This window comes from Pseudomonas sp. HT11 (assembly GCF_044875395.1).
GTDB lineage: Bacteria > Pseudomonadota > Gammaproteobacteria > Pseudomonadales > Pseudomonadaceae > Aquipseudomonas.
The window spans coordinates 6,320,343-6,335,588 of record NZ_CP173217.1 but is presented as its reverse complement, the minus strand read 5'-3'; the positions used below and the strand labels follow the sequence as shown (position 1 = coordinate 6,335,588).

At 57.0% G+C, this 15,246-nt stretch carries 15 protein-coding genes; 12 read left to right on the top strand and 3 right to left on the bottom strand.

Features of this window, described 5'->3' with window-relative positions; genetic code table 11:
- Nucleotides 1-585 precede the first annotated feature (585 nt).
- The 5 genes from rpmH (at nt 586) to mnmE (ending at nt 4,514) form a co-directional block, all read left to right on the top strand.
- A complete protein-coding gene (gene rpmH, locus ABWL43_RS29290; protein ID WP_003213577.1) occupies nt 586-720 on the top strand; it encodes a 50S ribosomal protein L34 in 135 nt (44 codons plus the stop codon).
- A gap of 16 nt (nt 721-736) precedes the next feature.
- Nucleotides 737-1,141, top strand: coding sequence for a ribonuclease P protein component (rnpA, locus tag ABWL43_RS29285; protein ID WP_218570655.1), 405 nt, complete (start codon nt 737-739; stop codon nt 1,139-1,141).
- Nucleotides 1,134-1,379 (top strand): membrane protein insertion efficiency factor YidD, encoded by a 246-nt coding sequence (yidD, locus tag ABWL43_RS29280; RefSeq protein WP_073636650.1) that lies wholly within the window; start codon nt 1,134-1,136, stop codon nt 1,377-1,379. Before rnpA ends, yidD begins: the two co-directional genes overlap by 8 nt.
- A 2-nt stretch (nt 1,380-1,381) precedes the next feature.
- Nucleotides 1,382-3,064, top strand: coding sequence for a membrane protein insertase YidC (gene yidC / locus ABWL43_RS29275; RefSeq protein WP_404486102.1), 1,683 nt, complete (start codon nt 1,382-1,384; stop codon nt 3,062-3,064).
- 79 nt (nt 3,065-3,143) lie between these two features.
- Nucleotides 3,144-4,514, top strand: coding sequence for a tRNA uridine-5-carboxymethylaminomethyl(34) synthesis GTPase MnmE (gene mnmE / locus ABWL43_RS29270; RefSeq protein ID WP_404486100.1), 1,371 nt, complete (start codon nt 3,144-3,146; stop codon nt 4,512-4,514).
- Nucleotides 4,515-4,602: 88 nt separating this feature from the next.
- On the opposite strand, the gene ABWL43_RS29265 is transcribed toward mnmE, so the two are convergent.
- The 3 genes from ABWL43_RS29265 to ABWL43_RS29255 all read right to left on the bottom strand — a co-directional run bounded on the left by ABWL43_RS29265 (nt 4,603) and on the right by ABWL43_RS29255 (nt 8,580).
- Entirely contained in the window at nt 4,603-7,041 is a 2,439-nt protein-coding gene (locus ABWL43_RS29265; RefSeq protein WP_369302779.1) for a TonB-dependent siderophore receptor, read from the bottom strand.
- 91 nt (nt 7,042-7,132) lie between these two features.
- Entirely contained in the window at nt 7,133-8,077 is a 945-nt protein-coding gene (locus ABWL43_RS29260) for a FecR domain-containing protein (RefSeq protein WP_404486098.1), read from the bottom strand.
- Nucleotides 8,077-8,580 (bottom strand): sigma-70 family RNA polymerase sigma factor, encoded by a 504-nt coding sequence (locus ABWL43_RS29255; RefSeq protein ID WP_262206820.1) that lies wholly within the window; start codon nt 8,578-8,580, stop codon nt 8,077-8,079. The genes ABWL43_RS29260 and ABWL43_RS29255 overlap by 1 nt, the downstream gene beginning before the upstream one ends.
- A gap of 553 nt (nt 8,581-9,133) precedes the next feature.
- Between ABWL43_RS29255 and mnmG the strand changes: the two genes are divergently transcribed.
- From mnmG to atpE, 7 genes are all read left to right on the top strand, one after another.
- Complete coding sequence (gene mnmG / locus ABWL43_RS29250) at nt 9,134-11,026, top strand: tRNA uridine-5-carboxymethylaminomethyl(34) synthesis enzyme MnmG (RefSeq protein WP_145158407.1); 1,893 nt, start codon at nt 9,134-9,136, stop codon at nt 11,024-11,026.
- Nucleotides 11,023-11,667: a 16S rRNA (guanine(527)-N(7))-methyltransferase RsmG gene (rsmG, locus tag ABWL43_RS29245; RefSeq protein WP_145158405.1), complete on the top strand. Its 645-nt coding sequence runs from the start codon at nt 11,023-11,025 to the stop codon at nt 11,665-11,667. Before mnmG ends, rsmG begins: the two co-directional genes overlap by 4 nt.
- Nucleotides 11,668-11,685: 18 nt before the next feature.
- Complete coding sequence (locus ABWL43_RS29240; protein WP_017477894.1) at nt 11,686-12,483, top strand: ParA family protein; 798 nt, start codon at nt 11,686-11,688, stop codon at nt 12,481-12,483.
- Between the two features lie 9 nt (nt 12,484-12,492).
- The gene (locus tag ABWL43_RS29235) at nt 12,493-13,365 is read left to right on the top strand and encodes a ParB/RepB/Spo0J family partition protein (protein ID WP_404486095.1); all 873 of its coding nucleotides are present in this window, start codon (nt 12,493-12,495) and stop codon (nt 13,363-13,365) included.
- 148 nt (nt 13,366-13,513) lie between these two features.
- Entirely contained in the window at nt 13,514-13,921 is a 408-nt protein-coding gene (locus ABWL43_RS29230) for a F0F1 ATP synthase subunit I (protein ID WP_010565865.1), read from the top strand.
- A 16-nt stretch (nt 13,922-13,937) separates the two neighbouring features.
- Nucleotides 13,938-14,807: a F0F1 ATP synthase subunit A gene (gene atpB / locus ABWL43_RS29225; protein ID WP_017848936.1), complete on the top strand. Its 870-nt coding sequence runs from the start codon at nt 13,938-13,940 to the stop codon at nt 14,805-14,807.
- Between the two features lie 134 nt (nt 14,808-14,941).
- Nucleotides 14,942-15,199: a F0F1 ATP synthase subunit C gene (atpE, locus tag ABWL43_RS29220; protein ID WP_002555987.1), complete on the top strand. Its 258-nt coding sequence runs from the start codon at nt 14,942-14,944 to the stop codon at nt 15,197-15,199.
- The last annotated feature ends 47 nt before the right edge of the window (nt 15,200-15,246 follow it).

Here is a 15,246-nt window from a genome sequence, read left to right as displayed (position 1 = left end):
GGATATCCCCTAAGTTGAAAGCCGGTGAGGCAAAAACAGCCGCCATTGTAGCGGCCAGACGCCCACTTATCCACATGTAGGTTGCTCACAGGGCACCCAAAATCAATGCGTTAAGCGCAGAAAAGCCGACCAATGGTCTGTGCATAGGCTCTGTGGATAAGCGCCCCTAAGCTCGTTGTACAAGTGGGGTCGAAAGTCTGTGGGTAACTGGCCTGTGGATAACAACCCATTCCACGCACAGGTTATCCGACAGCGCAGCACAGGCAGAGCACCGTTTCTCCCCCTAGTTGTCATTCTCTGTACATCAGGTGGAATATGGGCTCAGAGCAGTTATCCACAGAGGATCGCCTCCCTAGCTTTTATAAGCTTTACAGAAAAGCTTTAAATAACTTCCTTCTTTATTTTTATATCTATGGCATTGCTCGTGAAAGCCGGGCGAGCCGAAAAGGCCCAATTGCCTGCAGATATCTAATTAAAGGAAAAGCTGGTTGGAAATTGACCTAGAGGCTTGCTTTCTCTAGAATCGCCGGTCTCTTAAAACGGGGGCCATTCCGGCCCGTTGTGGACGAACCAGGTAACAACGCCATGAAACGTACTTTCCAACCAAGCACCATCAAACGCGCCCGTACTCACGGCTTCCGTGCTCGCATGGCCACCAAGAACGGCCGTGCTGTCCTGTCGCGTCGCCGCGCCAAAGGTCGTGCGCGTCTGGCAGTTTGATAATCCGGTACTGGTGGTGAGTCAGGACTTCAGTCGGGAAAAGCGTCTGCTAACCCCCCGGCATTTCAAGGCAGTCTTTGACTCCCCCACCGGCAAGGTTCCGGGGAAAAATCTCCTGCTCCTTGCGCGTAACAACGATCTGGATCACCCCCGCCTCGGGTTGGTGATCGGCAAGAAGAGCGTAAAGCTCTCCGTTGAGCGCAATCGCCTCAAGCGTCTGATGCGCGAATCGTTTCGCCTCCACCAGGAAACTCTGGTTGGTTGGGATATTGTTATCGTCGCGCGCAAAGGCTTGGGGGACGTAGAAAACCCCGAATTGATTCAGCATTTCGGCAAGCTCTGGAAACGTTTGGCGCGTACCCACAAGCCGGCACCAGCAGTCAGCACCGAAACTGTAGGGGTAGACAGCACCAATGCGTAAACTGGCCCTCGTTCCGATCCAGTTTTACCGTTATGCCATTAGTCCTCTGATGGCCGACCACTGTCGTTTCTACCCCAGTTGTTCCTGCTACGCGTTAGAGGCCATAGAAAATCATGGTCTTCTGCGCGGTGGCTGGCTGGCCTTTCGTCGTTTAGGCCGCTGTCATCCGTGGAATCCCGGTGGTTTTGACCCGGTTCCACCTATCCCTACCTCCCGTTCTTCTTCGATGGCCGAGTAATCATGGATATTAAACGCACGATCCTGATCGTCGCCCTGGCAATCGTGTCCTACGTCATGGTTCTTAAGTGGAACCAGGACTACGGCCAGGCTGCCCTGCCGACTCAGAATGTTGCTACCAATCAGGCTGCGCCGGCTATTCCGGACACCCCGTTGGGTAACAATGCGTCCGCGAGTGCCGATGTTCCCAGCGCGAATGGCGAGACAAGCGCCCCTCTAGAAACGCCAGTGGTCACCAACAAAGACCTCATCCACGTGAAAACGGATGTGCTCGACCTGGCTATCGACCCACAAGGTGGTGATATCGCGCAGTTGAAACTGCCGTTGTATCCACGTCGCCAAGACCATCCGGATGTGCCGTTTCAACTGTTCGATAACGGTGGTGAACGCACTTATCTGGCGCAAAGCGGCCTGACCGGCACTGACGGTCCGGATGCTCGTGCTACCGGTCGTCCGGTTTATTCGACCGAACAGAAGACTTATCAACTGGCTGATGGCCAGAACCAGTTGAACGTTGACCTGAAATTCAGTCAGGACGGCGTCAACTACATCAAGCGTTTCAGCTTTACCCGCGGTTTGTACGATCTGAAAGTCACTTATCTGATCGACAACGAAAGCGCCAAGCCATGGACCGGTAACCTGTTTGCCCAGCTCAAGCGTGACAACAGCGCCGATCCTTCTTCCAGCACTGCCACCGGCACCGCGACTTACCTGGGCGCTGCCCTGTGGACAAGTAGCGAGCCGTACAAAAAAGTGTCGATGAAAGATATCGACAAGGGCGCGCTGAAAGAAACCGTACAAGGCGGCTGGGTTGCCTGGTTGCAACACTACTTCGTGACCGCATGGATCCCGAACAAGGGTGAAGCCAACCTGGTTCAAACCCGCAAAGACAGCCAAGGCAACTACATCATTGGTTTTACTGGCCCGGCGTTGACCGTCGCACCAGGCGCCAAGGCTGAAACCAGCGCCACGCTGTATGCCGGCCCGAAAAGCCAGGCCGTGCTGAAAGAGTTGTCCCCAGGTCTGGAACTGACTGTGGATTACGGCATTCTGTGGTTCATTGCCCAGCCAATCTTCTGGCTGCTGCAACATATCCACAGCATTGTGGGTAACTGGGGTTTCTCGATCATCTTGCTGACCATGCTGATCAAGGGGATCTTCTTCCCTCTGTCGGCCGCCAGCTACAAATCGATGGCGCGTATGCGTGCCGTGGCCCCGAAACTGGCCGCGCTAAAAGAGCAACATGGCGATGACCGGCAGAAAATGTCGCAAGCCATGATGGAGCTATACAAGAAAGAGAAAATCAACCCGCTGGGTGGATGCTTGCCGATTCTGGTGCAGATGCCGGTATTCCTGTCGCTTTACTGGGTACTCCTGGAAAGCGTGGAAATGCGCCAGGCTCCGTTCATGCTGTGGATAACTGACCTGTCGATCAAAGACCCGTTCTTTATCCTGCCGATCATCATGGGCGCGACCATGTTCATCCAGCAGCGCTTGAACCCGACTCCGCCGGATCCGATGCAGGCCAAAGTGATGAAAATGATGCCAATCATCTTCACCTTCTTCTTCCTGTGGTTCCCTGCTGGTCTGGTGCTGTACTGGGTCGTCAACAACTGCCTGTCGATCTCTCAACAGTGGTACATCACACGTAAAATCGAAGCGGCTACCAAAAAAGCTGCGGCGTAATTTACTCTGTGGATAACCACTCAAGACGCCCCCTAGTGGGGCGTTTTGCTTTCCGTCACTTTTGTTCTGGAACCTGCTGATGAGCGCTCCTCGTGAAACCATCGCTGCTGTCGCTACCGCTCAAGGTCGCGGCGGCGTCGGTATCGTTCGAATTTCCGGGCCGCTCGCCGGTTATGCGGCCCAGGCCATCAGCGGCCGCGAGTTGAAACCGCGCTACGCCCACTACGGCCCCTTTCTGGACGCCGATGCAACCGTGCTGGATGAAGGCCTGGCGCTGTATTTTCCCGGGCCCAACTCGTTCACCGGCGAAGACGTGCTTGAATTGCAAGGGCACGGCGGTCCAGTCGTGCTGGATATGCTGCTGCAGCGCTGCCTGCAATTGGGTTGCCGCCTGGCGCGTCCGGGGGAGTTCAGCGAGCGGGCTTTTCTCAATGACAAACTCGATCTGGCCCAGGCTGAAGCCATTGCCGACTTGATCGAGGCGAGTTCTGCACAGGCCGCGCGCAATGCATTGCGTTCGTTGCAGGGTGCATTTTCGTTGCGTGTGCATAACCTGACCGAGCAATTGATCAGCTTGCGCATCTACGTCGAGGCAGCGATTGATTTTCCGGAGGAGGAAATCGACTTCCTCGCCGATGGGCACGTCCTGGCCATGCTCGACAAAGTTCGCGATGAGTTATCCACAGTGCTGCGCGAAGCCGGGCAGGGGGCTCTACTGCGCGATGGCATGACCGTGGTGATCGCGGGACGGCCAAATGCCGGCAAGTCGAGCCTGCTCAATGCCTTGGCAGGTCGCGAGGCGGCCATCGTGACCGAGATCGCTGGTACCACCAGGGATATCTTGCGCGAACATATCCACATCGACGGTATGCCGCTGCATGTGGTCGACACTGCAGGTCTGCGCGATACCGACGACCAGGTCGAAAAGATTGGCGTAGAGCGCGCACTCAAGGCCATCGGCGAAGCGGACCGCGTGTTGCTGGTGATGGACGCCACCGCGCCAGAGGCTGTGGATCCTTTTGCCTTGTGGCCGGAATTTCTCGAGCAACGGCCGGACCCGGCCAAGGTCACCTTGATTCGCAACAAGGCCGACCTGACCGGCGAAGCTATTGCCATGGAAACCAGCGAGGATGGCCATGTCACCATCAGCCTGAGTGCGAAGTCGGCCGGCGATGGCCTGGAGCTGCTGCGCGACCACCTCAAAGCCTGCATGGGCTATGAGCAAACCTCGGAAAGCAGCTTCAGTGCACGTCGCAGGCACCTGGAGGCGTTGCGCCACGCCAGCGCGGCGCTGGAGCACGGTCGGGCGCAACTGACCTTGGCGGGGGCAGGTGAGCTGCTGGCTGAGGATTTACGTCAGGCACAGCAGCTGCTGGGCGAGATCACCGGAGCATTCAGTTCGGATGATTTGCTGGGACGGATTTTTTCCAGTTTCTGCATCGGCAAATAGCCCAGTTATCCACACATCCTGTGGGAGCCGGCTTGCCGGCAAAAACGCCCTGAAGAACGCCTGAGTTCTTCAGGGCTACTGTGCGCCTTTACCAGTTATAGGAAACCGTCCCAAGCAGCGTCCGACTGTCGCCCCAGTAGCAGCGACCTGCATCGTTGCAACCGGATACATATTCCTTGTCGAACAGATTCTTCGCGTTCAGATCCACCGACCAGTGTTTGTCGAGCTGATAACCGATCGCCGCATCCACCAATGTCACGCTTCCGGCATCCAATTTCCCGTACAGCGTCGGCGCGGTGTAGGAGAAAGTGCTATCGAAGTAGCGCACTCCGCCACCCAGGGACAAGCCCTTGAGCTGGCCATCCAGAAAGCGGTACTTGCCCCACACCGACGCCTGGTTACGTGGCACCCCGGTCATCTGATGCCCTTCGACCAGTGAAGTGGCGGAATCCTTGGTAATTCTTGCATCGGTATAGGTGTAGGCCGCGGTGACATTCAAGTTCGGCGTAAGGTTGCTGTTGATTTCCACCTCCGCCCCTTTGGCGCGGCTTTCGCCCACTTGGCGATAGCTATTGGTGGTGGCATCAAGGTAGGTGTCATCCTGTTTGCGCAGGTCATACACCGACAACGTCATGGCGGTGTCCCAGCCAATCGGCTCGTACTTCACACCCACTTCGTACTGGCTGCTGGTGATCGGCTTTAACGGTGAACCCGCGTTGGAAATCTGCTGCACCGGGACGAAGGCGGTGGAGTAGCTGACATACGGCGTCACGCCGTTGTCGAACTGGTACATCACTCCGCCCTGGTACGTGAACTTCTTGTCTTCGGAGCCTGTGTTGCTGGCCTTGTTCACCTTGTCGCGAAAATCACTCTCGACCCAATCCTGGCGACCGCCGAGCAGGAACAGCCAGTGGTCGTATTTGCTTTGGACCTGTGCATAAACGCCTTTCATCTGCTGTTCGAGCAGGGTGTTCTGTACCGCGATCGGGGTGAGCGGGTCGCGCAGGTACACCGGGTTATACACATTGATGGTGCCGGCGAAGCCCGCATCCCAGTCCTGATTGAACGAGGTGCGGTCGTAGCTGGCGCCAACCAGCAGGGTGTTTTCCAGGTCACCGACCTGGAATTTGCCTTCAAGCTGGTTATCCAGGGAATACACCATCGACTTGTTGTAGCGGTCGTAGGCGGTCATGTTCAACTGGGTGCCGAAGCCGCGATTGTTCAGCGCGCCGGGCCAGGTTTCATGGCGGTTGATGCGCGACTGCATGTAGCGCGAGTTCTGGCGGAACTGCCAATCGTCATTGAAGCTGTGGCTGAACTCGTAACCGGCGCTCCAGGCTTCGCGCTCGAACGTGTTCCAGTCCGGGTCGCCGAGCATGGTGTGTTTGGACAGCTTGCCGTTCGGGTTTTTCAGTAAAGTGCCGGCCGCAGGCAGGCCCAGTTCCAGATTGGTGTGGTCCTTCTGGTAGTTGGTCAGCAGCGTCAGGGTGTTGTAGTCATCAATGTTCAGGGTCAGGGAGGGCGCGATGTACAGGCGATCATCGGGCACGTGGTCGGTCTGGGTGTCGGATTTTCGACCGAGCATGACCACGCGGCCCAGGACGTTGCCACTGTCATTGAGTGGCCCCGAGATATCCACACCCAGCTGGCGCCGATTGTTGGAGCCGTAACCCAATTGCACTTCGCCCTGAGGCGTGGCGGTTGGGTGTTTGCTGACCAGGTTGACCAACCCGCCCGGCGCGTTTTCCCCATAGAGCAGAGAAGAAGGGCCGCGGAAAATCTCTACGCGCTCCAGGCCATACGGTTCACTGGTGGTGTCATACCGATTGCCCTGTACCCGAAGGCCATCGCGCAGCAGGCCGTAGCCATAATCCGTGGCATTGAAACCACGAATGAAAAACAGGTCGCCCGCGAGGCTATCACCGGCAGCAAACGGTGGCGCGAAGATCCCCGGTACATACCCCAGCACCTCCGTCAGCGTCTGCGACTTCTGGTCCTTGATGCGTTGGCCTGTGACCACCGATACCGAGCGCGGGGTTTCCGACAGCGCAGTGCTGGTTTTGGTACCGACGCGGCTGTTTTGCGCCTTGTAGCCAACATCACCGGCAATGTCCTGATTGAAACCGGCCTGTTGATAAGTGCTGACGGTGGTCGGGGCGAGCGTCAATGGCCCATCTTGCGAAGCCTGAAGTACATAGCTTCCGGGCGCCTGTGTTACGGCTTGCAACCCCGAGTTTTGCAGCAATAGCGCAAAGCCTTGATCCACCGAATAATCACCTTCCAGCCCCGGCGTATTCAAGCGCGCAGTCTGCTGGGGTGAGAAGGACAGAATCACGTTGGCCTTGGCGGCAAATTGGCTCAACGCTGCGTCAAGGGGCCCGGCGGCAATGGTGTAGTGCTGCGCAGCACTGGCTGCCAGGGCGCTTGTGGACAAAAAGACACCGGCGGTGGCGGCCGTGGACAGCAGTAAACCGTAGGTCATGCCGTGGTAAGAGAGTTGCTGGCGGAGTTTGGCGGGAAGGCGCATAGGTGGATAAGCCCTGAAGGTAGCGTCGTGATTACCCGTAGGGCCGGGCCAGGTAAAAAAAAGATAACCCCTCTGTGGATTATTTTTTCGCTCAACCCACGCGCGTCACCGAAACCCAATAGCGAGTGAAATATTTCACCTGGATAGGCAGAGTAGCTTGCAGGTTAGCCAGTACTGCATCGGTGGAATCGAGGCGGAACGTGCCGGAAACCCGCAGAGGCGCCGAGGCCGGATCGCACTGCAGAACACCTGAGCGATAGCGTGCCAGGTCGTCGATCAGATCCCCAAGTCGCGCATCCAGGACGATCACTTGGCCATCGACCCAAGCCGCCTGGGTCCGGCGATAGGCGTGGTTGGGGCCGACATTTTCCCGGTCGAAGTCAGCGCTTTCGCCGGCAGCCAGCAGCCGAGTGCGATCGGGTTGGTCTGCAGGCGAGATACTCACTCGGTCTTCCAGCACCCCCACTCGCGTCGAATCCGCCAGTTGGCGCACGGTAAACCTCGTTCCCAATGCCTGAACTCGGCCCTGGCGGGTTTCAACATAAAAGGGCGCTTGCCCACCCAGTTTTCCGGTGTGGACAAGCACTTCGCCTTCGCGCAGGCGGATCAAACGCTGGCGCCCATCAAACACCACATCAATGGCGGTGCTGGTGTTGAGGTCTATTCGAGTGCCATCGGCCAGTTCGATCCTTCGCCGTTCGCCGACGCGTGTGCGGTAGTCCGCCCACACATTGCCCAGGGAAGGCGCGTGTTGAACATTCCAGCCCAGGTAACCGGTGCCACCCAGCACCAGCATCCACTTGAGCACCTGCCGCCGTTGCTGCGTGGCCGATAAGGCGCGGCGGGTGAAATCCTGAGGCAAGGCACCCAGGCTGCGTTGCAATTGCTCCATCTGGTTCCACGCTGCCAGGTGTGCCGGGTCGTCATTGAGCCATTGTTGCCAGGCATAGTGCTCAGCCGGCGTTGGAGGTTGCGACTGAAAATGCACATACCAAGTTGCAGCATCTTCGAAGACCTTTCGATCCGGGGCAACCATTACAGGCTGGCCATGATCAGTGAACACTCGGTAAGCGCGCGGATCATGTGTTTCTTCACGGTGGTCAGGGACACCTGCAACTGATCGGCGATCTGTTGATAAGTCAGGCCTTCGATCTGCGACAGCATGAAAATTCGCCGGGCCCGATCGCCCAGGTCAGCCAGGGCCTTATCCACAGCTACCAGCGTTTCAATGATGATGGCCTTGTCTTCTTCACTGATGGCGACAGCTTCAGGGCGCTCAGCCAACGACTGTTGATACGCGCGTTCAATCGCATGCCGGCGATAACGATCAATGACCAAGCCCCTGGCAATGGTTGCCAGGTAGTCCCTGGGTTCGAGGATCTGCGCCGCATCGCGCCCGCCCAAGATACGCAAGAAAGTATCGTGTGCCACATCGGCTGCATCGCAAGCGTTGTGCAATTTACCTTTGAGCCATCCCTGCAGCCACGAATGGTGATGCTCATAGATGTGCTGGACTGCAGCCGTGTGTGAAGGAGGCATAGGGCGCGTTAAGGCAGGTTAATGATAATCGCTATTATTAACTGCGCCGTCGACTTCTCACAATAGCTCTCTTTTTGCAGCATTCCTTACTGAGTTCAAAAAACGCAGTGGCTTCGTCGTGGGTGAAATACGCGATATCTGTGGATTAAGCCCTGTGAATAACCGCCCCTGTGCCCAGTTGATAACAGGGCCTGAAACCTGAGTAAAAACCCCTCTGTGGATAACCACCTGTTTAATCCACAGGCTTAAAGCACTTATCCAAGGGCCTCATTGGCACATGACCACAGACTTTTGAATCGCTGTACACAAAGTAACTAAAGGCCTGTAGAGATCTATCCACAGAAAGTAGGCTCAGTAGAAATAAACATAAAAACAAAGATCTTATAAACTTCTCTCTTTTAATTTCTATTGTCTGTGATTCATCCACAGCTGGTTAAATTTTGTGCAAAGGGTTCTTTAGGAAGGGCTAAGTCCCTATACTTGCCGCCAAAGCTCTAAAACTCTTTCAACAATCAATTCCTGATTACCTACATAAGCAGGCACGAGGTGCGTGGTGGATTTCCCTTCCCGTTTTGAAGTGATCGTCATCGGCGGCGGTCATGCCGGTACCGAGGCAGCACTGGCCTCAGCACGCATGGGCGTAAAAACCCTGTTGCTGACGCACAACGTGGAAACCCTCGGTGCCATGAGTTGCAACCCCGCCATTGGTGGGATCGGCAAAAGCCATCTGGTCAAGGAAATCGATGCCCTTGGCGGTGTGATGGCCATGGCTACCGACAAAGGTGGCATTCAATTTCGCGTGCTCAACAGCCGCAAAGGCCCAGCCGTTAGGGCTACCCGGGCACAAGCTGACCGCATCCTCTACAAGGCCGCGGTGCGTGAAACCCTGGAAAACCAGCCGAACCTGTGGATATTTCAGCAAGCAGCGGATGACCTGATCGTCGAACAAGACCAGGTACGCGGTGTTGTCACCCAAATGGGCCTGCGTTTCTTCGCAGAATCCGTGGTGTTGACCACCGGTACCTTCCTCGGCGGACTTATCCACATTGGCATGCAGAATTATTCGGGCGGCCGCGCCGGTGATCCGCCGTCGATTGCCCTGGCAAAACGCCTGCGTGAATTGCCGTTGCGTGTCGGCCGCCTGAAAACCGGGACCCCGCCGCGTATCGACGGGCGTTCTGTGGATTTCTCGGTGATGACCGAACAAGCCGGCGATACGCCAATCCCGGTGATGTCGTTCATGGGCTCCAAAGAACAGCACCCGAAACAGGTCAGCTGCTGGATTACCCACACCAACGCCCGCACCCACGAAATCATTGCCGCGAACCTCGACCGTTCGCCGATGTATTCCGGTGTGATCGAAGGCATTGGCCCGCGTTATTGCCCATCGATTGAAGACAAGATTCACCGCTTTGCCGACAAGGAGAGCCACCAGGTCTTCATCGAGCCCGAAGGCTTGACCACCCACGAGCTGTACCCGAACGGAATCTCCACTTCATTGCCGTTCGACGTGCAAATCCAGATCGTGCAATCGATTCGCGGCATGGAAAACGCGCACATCGTGCGTCCGGGCTACGCCATCGAGTACGACTACTTCGATCCGCGTGATCTGAAATACAGCCTCGAAACCAAAGTGATCGGCGGCCTGTTTTTCGCCGGGCAAATCAACGGCACCACCGGTTACGAAGAGGCCGGCGCCCAAGGTTTGCTGGCCGGAACCAACGCGGCACTGCGCGCACAAGGCAAAGACAGCTGGTGCCCGCGCCGCGATGAGGCGTACATCGGTGTATTGGTCGATGACCTGATTACTCTCGGGACTCAGGAACCGTACCGGATGTTTACGTCCCGGGCCGAATACCGCCTGATCCTGCGCGAAGACAACGCCGACCTGCGCCTGACCGAAAAAGGCCGCGAGTTGGGCTTGGTCGATGACGCACGCTGGGCCGCCTTCTGCAAAAAACGCGAAAGCATCACGTTGGAAGAGCAGCGCCTGAAAAGTACCTGGGTTCGCCCCGGCACCGAGCAAGGCGACGCGATTGCCGAAAAATTCGGCACGCCGCTGACCCACGAATACAACTTGCTGAACCTGCTGTCCCGTCCGGAAATCGACTACGCTGGCCTGGTTGAAGTGACCGGTCACGGTGCCGAAGACCCACAAGTCGCCGAGCAGGTTGAGATCAAGACCAAATACGCCGGTTACATTGACCGCCAGCAGGACGAGATCGCCCGCTTGCGCGCCAGTGAAGACACCAAACTGCCTGTGGACATCGACTACACCGGGATTTCCGGGTTGTCGAAAGAAATCCAAAGCAAGCTGGGGATAACTCGGCCGGAAACACTCGGCCAGGCATCACGTATTCCTGGGGTCACGCCGGCAGCCATTTCGCTGTTGATGATTCATTTGAAAAAACGCGGCGCGGGCCGTCAGTTGGAGCAAAGCGCTTGAGTTCGTTGGTCACCTCGCAACACGCCGAAGAGTTATCCACAGGTGCACGCCAGTTGGGCGTGGACCTGACTGATGCACAGCACGACTTGCTGCTGGGCTATCTGGCCCTGTTGATCAAATGGAACAAGGCTTACAACCTGACAGCGGTGCGCGACCCGGACGAAATGGTCTCGCGCCACCTGCTCGACAGCCTCAGCGTGATGCCGTTTATCGAAAACGGCCGTTGGTTGGACGTTGGCAGCGGCGGCGGCATGCCTGGCATTCCGCTGGCCATCCTGTTTCCAGAGTCGCAAGTGACATGTCTGGACAGCAATGGCAAGAAAACCCGCTTCCTGACCCAGGTCAAACTCGAACTCAAGCTGGATAACCTGAATGTTATCCACAGTCGCGTCGAAGCCTTCGTGCCTGAACAGCCTTTCAACGGGATTGTTTCCCGAGCATTCAGCAGCATGGAGAACTTCAGCAACTGGACCCGCCACTTAGGCGACCGCGACACCCGTTGGCTGGCAATGAAGGGCGTTCATCCAAGCGACGAGCTGTTAGCATTGCCGGCAGACTTCCACCTCGATAGCGAACACGCCTTGGCCGTACCCGGTTGCCAAGGCCAACGCCATCTGCTGATACTGCGCCGCACGGCATGATTGGGAACACAAGCAAGAATGGCTAAGGTATTCGCGATAGCGAACCAGAAAGGTGGCGTGGGCAAAACCACCACCTGCATCAACCTCGCAGCATCCCTGGTCGCTACCAAGCGCCGGGTGCTGTTGATCGATCTCGATCCACAGGGCAACGCCACCATGGGTAGCGGTGTGGATAAACACGGCCTGGAAAACTCGGTCTACGACTTGCTGATTGGCGAGTGCGACCTGGCCCAGGCCATGCACTATTCCGAGCACGGCGGTTATCAACTGCTGCCGGCCAACCGCGATTTGACCGCGGCCGAAGTGGTGCTGCTGGAAATGCAGATGAAAGAAAGCCGTCTGCGCAGCGCCCTGGCGCCGATCCGCGAGAATTACGACTACATTTTGATCGACTGCCCGCCGTCGCTGTCGATGCTGACGTTGAACGCGCTGGTGGCTGCCGATGGGGTGATTATCCCCATGCAGTGCGAGTACTTCGCACTCGAAGGCTTGAGTGACCTTGTGGATAACATCAAGCGTATCGCCGAGTTGCTTAACCCGAACCTGCAAATCGAAGGCCTGTTGCGGACCATGTATGATCCGCGCCTGAGCCTGATGAATGATGTGTCGGCGCAGCTCAAGGAACACTTTGGCGATCAGCTTTACGACACGGTGATCCCACGTAACATCCGTTTGGCCGAAGCGCCAAGCTATGGCATGCCCGCGCTGGCGTACGACAAGTCATCTCGCGGCGCCATTGCCTACCTGGCACTGGCCGGCGAGATGGTTCGCCGTCAACGCCGCAACTCACGCACCGCTGCAGCCCAGCCAACTTAAGGAATCCCCATGGCCGTCAAGAAACGAGGTCTCGGACGTGGACTGGATGCACTGCTGAGTGGTCCGACTGTCACTTCGCTTGAAGAACAAGCCGTGCAGGCCGACGAGCGCGAGCTGCAGCACCTGCCGCTGGACCTGATCCAGCGCGGCAAATACCAGCCGCGCCGGGACATGGATCCACGGGCGCTGGAGGAACTGGCCAATTCGATCAAAGCCCAAGGCGTGATGCAGCCGATCGTGGTGCGCCCGATTGGCGGCGGCCGCTTTGAGATCATCGCTGGCGAACGCCGCTGGCGCGCCAGCCAGCAGGCCGGCAAGGACACCATCCCGGCGATGGTGCGCGATGTGCCGGACGAAACTGCGATCGCCATGGCGTTGATCGAGAACATCCAGCGTGAAGACCTCAATCCCATCGAGGAAGCAATCGCCCTGCAGCGCTTGCAGCAGGAATTCAAACTGACGCAGCAGGAAGTCGCGGATGCGGTGGGCAAGTCCCGAGTGACCGTGTCCAACCTGTTGCGCCTGATCGCGCTGCCGGAAGTCATCAAGACCATGCTGTCCCACGGCGACCTGGAAATGGGTCATGCCCGTGCTTTGCTCGGTTTGCCGGAAAATCAACAGGTTGAAGGGGCGCGACACGTTGTCGCACGCGGCCTCACCGTTCGTCAGACTGAGGCGTTGGTTCGCCAGTGGCTCAGCGGTAAACCTGCACCGGTCGAAACGGCCAAACCTGATCCGGATATTGCGCGCCTCGAGCAGCGCCTGGCCGAGCGGCTGGGCTCTGCGGTGCAAATCCGCCACGGCAAGAAAGGCAAAGGGCAATTGGTCATCGGGTATAACTCACTCGATGAGCTTCAGGGCGTCCTTGCCCACATCCGCTGAAACATTTGCTTATGTAGCGCGCGATCGGAAAACACTACCCGACAGTTGAATAGGGGCTGAACCGCCCCTATACTCTGCGCGCATTTTGTCGGCACAAATTATGCCAAGTTATTGATTCTCGGCAGCCGACCATTGAGGAGCAAGAGTGATGGAAACCCGCACGCCAAACACGTTGCCGTTCCATCGCTTGGCCGTTTTCCCGGTTTTATTGGCTCAATTTGTCATTTTGCTGATCGCCGCATTGGCGCTTTGGTATTGGCATGGAGTCGTAGCCGGATATTCAGGACTCTGCGGAGGCCTGATAGCCTTGCTGCCCAATATGTATTTTGCTCACAGGGCCTTTCGGTTTTCCGGCGCCCGAGCAGCCCAGGCTATCGTCCGGTCTTTTTATGCCGGCGAAGCAGGGAAACTGATTTTGACGGCAGTGCTGTTTGCACTGACCTTTGCAGGTGTGAAGCCATTGGCGCCGCTGGCTGTATTCGGCGTCTTCGTGTTGACCCAACTGGTCAGCTGGTTCGCTCCCCTGCTAATGAAAACAAGACTTTCGAAACCTTAGGGCGTTTGAGGCAACCATGGCAGAAACAACCGCTTCGGGCTATATCCAGCACCACTTGCAGAACCTGACCTTCGGTCAGCTTCCCAACGGCGGCTGGGGCTTCGCCCACACCGCAGCAGAAGCCAAAGAAATGGGCTTCTGGGCATTCCACCTGGATACTCTGGGTTGGTCTGTCGCATTGGGTCTGATCTTCGTCCTGATTTTCCGCATGGCGGCAAAGAAGGCGACTTCCGGTCAGCCGGGTGCTTTGCAGAACTTCGTTGAAGTATTGGTCGAATTCGTCGATGGCAGCGTGAAAGACAGCTTCCATGGCCGTAGCCCGGTGATTGCACCGCTGGCACTGACCATCTTCGTCTGGGTGTTCCTGATGAACGCCGTCGACCTGATTCCGGTCGACTGGATTCCTCAGCTGGCCATCCTGATCACCGGCGATCACCACATTCCATTCCGTGCGGTTTCCACCACGGACCCTAACGCCACCCTGGGCATGGCCCTGTCGGTGTTTGCGTTGATCATTTTCTACAGCATCAAAGTCAAGGGCATCGGCGGCTTCATCGGCGAACTGACCCTGCACCCGTTCGGCAGCAAGAACATCTTTGTTCAAGCCCTGCTGATCCCGGTGAACTTCCTGCTGGAGTTCGTAACGCTGGTCGCCAAGCCGATTTCCCTGGCCCTGCGACTGTTCGGCAACATGTATGCCGGCGAGCTGGTGTTCATTCTGATCGCTGTGATGTTCGGCAGTGGTCTGCTCTGGCTTAGCGGCCTGGGCGTAGTTCTGCAGTGGGCGTGGGCTGTGTTCCACATCCTGATCATTACCCTGCAGGCCTTCATCTTCATGATGCTGACCATCGTCTACCTGTCGATGGCGCACGAAGAGAACCATTAAGACCAGTCTCGACTAGTCTGATGTCCTTCCCGGTAACACGGGAAGGTGGGCCCTACCGGGCTATGAAACGATTTGTTTTACCGCTTTAAAATCTAAAAAACCTAAACCATACGACGTAAAAGTCGGGAGGAAAGATGGAAACTGTAGTTGGTCTAACCGCTATCGCTGTTGCACTGTTGATCGGCCTGGGCGCCCTGGGTACTGCCATTGGTTTCGGCCTGCTGGGCGGCAAATTCCTGGAAGGCGCAGCGCGTCAGCCAGAAATGGTTCCAATGCTGCAAGTTAAAATGTTCATCGTCGCCGGCCTGCTCGACGCCGTGACCATGATCGGCGTTGGTATTGCTCTGTTCTTCACCTTCGCGAACCCTTTCGTTGGTCAACTCGCTGGCTAATCACTCGAATTTTTCGAGTTGATTGGGGTGATGGACAACGAATGAGC

What these genes read in the sequence shown, in the direction of transcription:
- rpmH (WP_003213577.1), top strand. Translation starts at nt 586, where the DNA reads ATGAAACGTACTTTCCAACCAAGCACCATCAAACGCGCCCGTACTCAC.
- yidD (WP_073636650.1), top strand. Translation starts at nt 1,134, where the DNA reads ATGCGTAAACTGGCCCTCGTTCCGATCCAGTTTTACCGTTATGCCATT.
- yidC (WP_404486102.1), top strand. Translation starts at nt 1,382, where the DNA reads ATGGATATTAAACGCACGATCCTGATCGTCGCCCTGGCAATCGTGTCC.
- mnmE (WP_404486100.1), top strand. Translation starts at nt 3,144, where the DNA reads ATGAGCGCTCCTCGTGAAACCATCGCTGCTGTCGCTACCGCTCAAGGT.
- ABWL43_RS29265 (WP_369302779.1), bottom strand. Translation starts at nt 7,041, where the DNA reads ATGCGCCTTCCCGCCAAACTCCGCCAGCAACTCTCTTACCACGGCATG.
- ABWL43_RS29260 (WP_404486098.1), bottom strand. Translation starts at nt 8,077, where the DNA reads ATGGTTGCCCCGGATCGAAAGGTCTTCGAAGATGCTGCAACTTGGTAT.
- ABWL43_RS29255 (WP_262206820.1), bottom strand. Translation starts at nt 8,580, where the DNA reads ATGCCTCCTTCACACACGGCTGCAGTCCAGCACATCTATGAGCATCAC.
- ABWL43_RS29240 (WP_017477894.1), top strand. Translation starts at nt 11,686, where the DNA reads ATGGCTAAGGTATTCGCGATAGCGAACCAGAAAGGTGGCGTGGGCAAA.
- ABWL43_RS29235 (WP_404486095.1), top strand. Translation starts at nt 12,493, where the DNA reads ATGGCCGTCAAGAAACGAGGTCTCGGACGTGGACTGGATGCACTGCTG.
- ABWL43_RS29230 (WP_010565865.1), top strand. Translation starts at nt 13,514, where the DNA reads ATGGAAACCCGCACGCCAAACACGTTGCCGTTCCATCGCTTGGCCGTT.
- atpB (WP_017848936.1), top strand. Translation starts at nt 13,938, where the DNA reads ATGGCAGAAACAACCGCTTCGGGCTATATCCAGCACCACTTGCAGAAC.
- atpE (WP_002555987.1), top strand. Translation starts at nt 14,942, where the DNA reads ATGGAAACTGTAGTTGGTCTAACCGCTATCGCTGTTGCACTGTTGATC.